Source organism: Streptomyces hilarionis (genome assembly GCF_024539675.1).
GTDB lineage: Bacteria > Actinomycetota > Actinomycetes > Streptomycetales > Streptomycetaceae > Streptomyces > Streptomyces hilarionis.
Genome location: NZ_JAHHIT010000291.1, coordinates 1 through 4,864 on the forward strand (window position 1 = coordinate 1; position 4,864 = coordinate 4,864).

Annotated in this window: 3 protein-coding genes; all 3 read right to left on the minus strand. The window is 75.3% G+C overall.

All coding sequences use genetic code 11. The features are described 5' to 3' along the window. Positions 1–20: 20 nt before the first annotated feature. A complete protein-coding gene (locus KMS84_RS37820) occupies positions 21–1,079 on the minus strand; it encodes a glycoside hydrolase family 5 protein (protein ID WP_256921089.1) in 1,059 nt (352 codons plus the stop codon). 219 nt (positions 1,080–1,298) lie between these two features. Continuing rightward, the gene (locus tag KMS84_RS37825) at positions 1,299–2,336 is read right to left on the minus strand and encodes a rod shape-determining protein (RefSeq protein ID WP_256921090.1); all 1,038 of its coding nucleotides are present in this window, start codon (positions 2,334–2,336) and stop codon (positions 1,299–1,301) included. A gap of 1,128 nt (positions 2,337–3,464) precedes the next feature. Then, the coding region (locus KMS84_RS37830) for an HAD family hydrolase (RefSeq protein ID WP_368860717.1) at positions 3,465–4,864 on the minus strand (1,400 nt) is incomplete at its 5' end.

Genomic DNA, 4,864 nt, shown 5'->3' on the forward strand with positions numbered 1-4,864 from the left:
GGGTGCGGGAGGGGCGGGCGTCAGTTCTTGACGGGCTTGCCGCGGCCCCAGGCCCAGGCGAGGCGGTCGGCGCCGGACTGGTTGGTGGTGGCCAGCCAGGGGCGCGAGGCGGGGCCGACGAGCTTCTGGAGCGAGTACGTGTCGTCGGTGCGCAGGCCCGGCCAGTACACGGAGCCCATCTTCAGCTCGCGGAAGGTGTCGGTGACGGCCTGGACGTAGTTGACGAAGTTGTCGTCCGGCGTCTTGACGTCGTAGTTCAGGCCGGTGGTCATCGGGGCGCCGAACTCGTCGGCGACGGTGCGGTTCGCGCAGTCGCCGATGCGCACCTTCAGGTCGGCCACCCACTGGTCGTAGGTCGCGTAGTCCTTCCAGAACCCGTAGTGGTGCAGGGACAGGTAGGTGCCCTTCAGGCGCGGGTCGGCGCAGACCGTGGTGACGTGGTCGTTGTAACCGGCGCCGCTGACGAACACGCGGTCGCGGGGCACCTTCGCGTACGTCGACAGCCACTTGGCGGCGATGTCGGCCCACTGGGCGTCCGTGTAGCCGTGCGGCTCGTTCATCGGCTCGAAGTAGACGCGCCTGTCGTTCTTGTACGCCTTGACGACGGTGTTCCACATCGGCCAGTACGCGGCCTCGTCGTCGATGAAGCCGTCCTTCTTCGCGCCGGTGCCCTCCCAGTAGGAGACGATGACCTTGAAGCCCTGGTCGGAGGCGGCGTCGATGACGGCGCGGTACGACTTCCAGTAGGCGCCGTTGACCGTGTAGGGGTTGATCGGCAGCCGCACGGTGTTGGCGCCGAGGTTCGCGCGGAAGGCCGCGATGATCCGGCTCGCCTTGGCGTAGGTCTCCTTGTAGCCGTCGGTGGTCTTCAGGCCGGACAGCTGGAGGTAGTCGTCGGCGAAGTTGTCGCGCGGGTCGGCCCAGTTCACGCCCTTGAACTGGGTCGTGTCGGTGGCCGGCGCGGCGGCGGACGCCGGGGTGGCGGCGAGGGTGGTGCCGCTGACCGCGGCGACGGCGACCGCGACGAGAGCGGCGCGCACGCGGGGGGACAGGGAGGCTGTGGTGGGGGTCTTGCGCATCGACTTGCCCTTTCGGCTGTGATGTTTGCGTAAACATCGAAGCCCCGCGATGGCTGATGTTTACGTAAACATGGCGGCGCCGGAATCGTGGCACCCGGCCAGGTGGGCGTCAAGGTGTCGAGCGTGTTACGTGGGTAAAGCCGTGAGGCGGCGGTGGTTTCCGAAGGCGGCGGCCGCGTGGGTCGCCCCGGTGTCCGACGGGGCGACCCCGGGGCCGGCTCAGGCGCCCAGCGGGTCCAGGGTCAACGGCTCGATCTTCCCCTCCAGCATGGCCCCCAGCCCCTGGGCGGCGCAGATGTCGGGACGCTCGGCGATGTGCACGGGCATGCCGGTGGCCTGGCGCAGCATCTGGTCGAAGCCGGGGAGCAGGGCGGAGCCGCCGACCATCATGATCCCGCGGTCGGCGAGGTCGGCCACCAGGTCGGGCGGGCACTCGCGCAGCACCCGGCCGATGCCGTCCAGCACCGCCGTCAGCGGGGTCTCGATGGCGTCGCGGACCGCCGCCGTGTCGACCCGCACGGAGCGGGCCAGACCCGTGGCGACGTCCCGCCCGTGGATCTCGGTGGACGCCGGCCCCTGCGGGGTGAGGCCGTTGCCGGACAGGGCGAGCTGGAGGGGCCGCACGGACTGGCTGGGCAGCATCAACTCGTGCTCGTGGCGCAGATGCTGGACGATCGCGTGGTCCACCGCCTCGCCGCCCACCGGGATCCGCTCGGCGGTCACGATCGAGCCGAGGGACAGCACGGCGACCTGGGTCGCCGCCGCCCCGCACACCATGATCATCGTGGCCTCGGGGCGTTCCACCGGCAGTCCGCAGCCCACGGCGGCCGCGATGAGCGTGTCGACGAGCTCCACACGCCGTGAACCGAGCCCCACCAGGGTCTCGATCGCGGCGCGCTGGGCGAGCGGGTCGGCGTCGTGCGGCGTGCACGCGGCGGCGCGCAGGAACGGCTTGCGACGCAGCTGCCGGCGGATCTTGTCGCCGATGAGATGACGCAGCATGCGCTGCGCCATCTCGATGTCGACGACCGTGCCGCCGGACACCGGGCGGACCACGCGGATGTAGTGCGGGGTGCGCCCGGTCATCTTCTCGGCGAACTCGCCCACCGCGATCAGCGCGCCGGTGCGGGTGTTCACGGCGGCGGCCGACGGCTGGTCGACGACGAGCCCGGCCCCCTTCACGTACACCCGCGTCCGCGCCGCTCCCAGGTCGACGGCGAAGTGGCAGCGGCGCAGCTGCTCCAGACTGGCGGTCATGGCGGGTCCTCCCGAGAGCACAGACCGTGGCGGCCGCCGGGCGGTCGGCCTCCTACGCATCGTGCGGGGACGCGGGGACGGCCGCCTTCTGTGATGGGCCGGGCGGGGTGCGACCGAACGGGTGGATCTTCCCTTCCGCCCCCTGGACTGTCGCTCCGTCAGCCGAAGGCGCCCCGGCCCGGGACCACGATCCCCCACGGGTCCTGGACCCGCTCGGCCGACGTCGGGGCCGCCCAGGCCGAGCCGCGGCGCGCACGCCGGCCGGCCGGCGCCGGGGGGATGCTGCCGACGGGGTGGCGAGCGGCGCCGCCGCTCGCGGCCGGGGGGTGGAAGGCGGAGGCCGCGCGCTCGCGCCGCCCCACTCGCGCTGCGCCTGCGCCGCCTGCGCCTGCGCCGCCTGCGCCGCCTGCGCCTGCGCCGCCTGCGCCGCCTGTCCGCCTGTGCCGCCTGTCCGCCTGTGCCAGCGCCGCCAGAACGCCCGTGTCGATTCGCGCCGCCTGTCCGCCTGAGCTGCACGCGCCGGCGTTGTCTGCGCCGTCCGCCCAGCGCCGCCTGCTTGCCCGTGCCCACTCGCGCCACCCGGCTGCGCTGCGCGCGTCGCCGGCCTGTCCGAGCTGCGCGCGCTGTCCGCCCTCCCGCGTCGGCTTGCGCCGCCCTCCCGCAGTGCAGGTGTGCGCCGGGCCCGTTGTCCCGAGGTCGTGGTGCAGCGCGCCGAGCCGCGTCCCGGTCCGTGGGCGCGCGAGGGGGCGGGCCTGTGCGGGCGGCCCGGAGCGCGTACCGCGTCGGACCGACGCCGGGCCCCGGCGTCGTCCGACCGCTTCGCCACCGCGTCCCTCCGCCCCCGACGCCCCGCACTTCCTCGGCGTCCCGACCACCGCCCCTGCGAAGGGGATCGCCGACCCTGCGGGTGGGACCGCCGACCTTGCGGATGGGACTGGCCCTGTGGACGGGGTTGCCGCCCCTGCGGGTGGGACTGCTGGCCCTGTGGCCGGGGTCGTCGCCCCTGCGGACGGGACAACCGCCTCCGCGGACGGGACCACCGCCCCAGCGGACGGGACCGTCGCCCTCGGCCGCTGAGGCCGTGGGCCAGACGCCGTCCGCCCGCCCTCCCCCCTCCCCCCCCCCGCGTCACAAGGCCCGGGCCGCTTCCAGTACCGGGGTGAGGGAGGGGATCGTGACGTCGCTGCCCGCGCGGGCCAGGCCGCGGGCCGCGGTGGGGTTGCGGGCGAGGCCGACGAAGCGCAGGCCCGCTGCCCGCGCGGCGGTCAGCTCGGCGAGCGTGGAGCCGATCAGGACGCCGCCGGCGGCGGGCGTCCCGAGCGGGCGCAGGGCGCGCAGCAGGCAGTGCGGGTTCGGCATCAGCAGACCGAGATCGTCGGCGCGGCCGTGCACCCCGGCCGACAGCGCGAGCCGGTGGAACGCCAGATGGCGGCGGACGGCCTCGTCGCAGACGTCCGTGGCGACCCCCACCCGGCGACCGGCGCCCTGCAAGGTGCGGACGAGGAGGACCGAGTGGTGCGTCGTGGGCGCGTCCGGCACGGCGTCCAGCTCCAACTCGCCGAGGCGGTCCCGCAGGAGCGGGCCCAGCGGGTCCTGGGCGAAGGCCCGCAGCACGTCCAGCGGATGCACGAACAGCTCCCGGCCGACCGCGCCCGGGTCGCCCGGCGGCCGGCCCGCGAGGGCGTCGGCCGGGTCGCGGTGCTCGGCCACCACGGCGAGCAGGTCGAGCGCCGCCTCGCGGGCGGTCGCCGCCGTGAACAGGCGGGTCAGCGGGCCGTCGAAGCCGAACAGCACGGTCTCGGCGTCGGCGAGCAGCTCCTCCAGCGTCCGGGCGGAACCGGCGTCGGTGCGGGGAGCCTCGGGCGGCGGGCCGTAGTCCGGCGCGAGCGCCACCGTGCAGGCGACCGTCAGGCCCGGCACGGGCCACCCGCCGAGCTGGGCGTTGACCGCGCGCTGCGCGCCCGCGGCCCGGCGCACGGAGTGGTGACGGGTGATGCGGCCCCCCGCCTCCCGCAGATGCGCCAGCAGCCGCTCGCCCACGCCGACGGTCTGCGCCCGCACGAACGCCACCGGGTCGGTCACCCGCCAGGTCAGGTCGGCGACGGCGGTGAACTCGCCCTTGCCGGAGCTCGGCAGGGAGATGCGGTGGACGGCGTGCTGCGCCACGAGGTCGACCTCGTAGTAGGTCGCCGGGCGCGGCGGGCGGCCGCCGTACGGGTCGGCGGGACGGAGCAGGGTGGGCGGACCGTCGGGACGGGTGTGGACGATCGCGGTGCGGCCCGGCGCGGGGATGCCGAGCCGGCCCAGGTCCGGGGTGAGCAGCGGCCCGCGCACCAGGTCCCGCTCCTCGTCGGCGTCGCGCGGCGCGGGCAGCGGACAGCACCAGGCGAGCGGCGGGCCGTCCGGGGCGTCGCCGTACAGGGGGCGGAAGCGGTGCGGACCGGCCGCGGCGGAGCTCAGGGCGAAGTCGTCGTAGAGGGCGGGCGGCACGGTGAGCCAGACGGGGGCGGCGTCGTGCGGGGGCGCGG